Annotated in this window: 2 protein-coding genes; both read left to right on the forward strand. The window is 39.0% G+C overall.

Annotated features, from left to right (window positions below; genetic code table 11):
- Positions 1-54: 54 nt before the first annotated feature.
- Entirely contained in the window at positions 55-693 is a 639-nt protein-coding gene (locus N1032_RS24145; protein ID WP_259543011.1) for a phage adaptor protein, read from the forward strand.
- A 3-nt stretch (positions 694-696) separates the two neighbouring features.
- The coding region (locus N1032_RS24150; protein WP_259543013.1) for a hypothetical protein at positions 697-920 on the forward strand (224 nt) is incomplete at its 3' end.

A 920-nucleotide genomic window follows, 5' to 3' on the forward strand; every position in this document is an offset into this window, starting at 1 on the left:
ACTAAGGAATAAAACATGGCAATGATTAGTACTTACGGTGCTTTGTAAGATGCTGTGAAGAACTGGTTGAATAGGGCTGATGATATTACTGTTAATACCATTCCCTATTTCATAGACTTTGCTCGCATTGACTTTCAACGTACTGTTCAAATGCCTCAATATGAAGATGTGGTAAATTACAACATGGATGCTACAGCAATTGCTGCTGGTACTTTTGTGAAACTACCACAACACTATTTTGAGATGAAACATCTGTTTGTAAATAACCGTCCATACAACCGTGTTGATGTTGATACTTTTAATCGTATTAAAGGTGATAACAAAGCTGATAAATCTGGTGGTGTTTACAGTGGTGATGAAATGAAAGCAACCGAGAAGAAATTCTATTTCACTCGTATTGCTGATGAGATTCACACTATTCCAGAATTGGTTGAAGGTGATCAGGTTGAGATGATTTACTGGAAGGAATTCGAACCTTTCACACTAGATAATGACAACTGGCAATACCTACAAGTAGGCCCAGACATCATGCTTTATCTCAGTTTACGACATGCAGCTGTATTCTTACGTGATAATGACCAAGCCCAGTTCTGGGAATCTAAAGCTGCTGAAGCTGCTTCTGGTCTGATGAAACGTCTGGATCTGGTCGAATGGAGTGGTTCTTCTCTCGTTGTCAAAGAGTTTAGGGAGTAATCAATGGGACACTATAATTCAAGAGAGGCTGCTCCGGCAGCCCAAGTTCTTCAAACTTCTCGTGAAGATATCATCAAGTATCAAGAAGACCTTAGCCGTTATGTTGCTAAGTTCCAAATTGAACGTCGTGAAGCAGAGTATCTGTTACAAGAAGCTCGTAACGCACAAGATAAATATCGTACAGTTGTTGAAGAACAAAACGAAAAGATTAACCAGTTAACTACATT

Source organism: Herbiconiux daphne (genome assembly GCF_024979295.1).
GTDB lineage: Bacteria > Actinomycetota > Actinomycetes > Actinomycetales > Microbacteriaceae > Herbiconiux > Herbiconiux daphnes.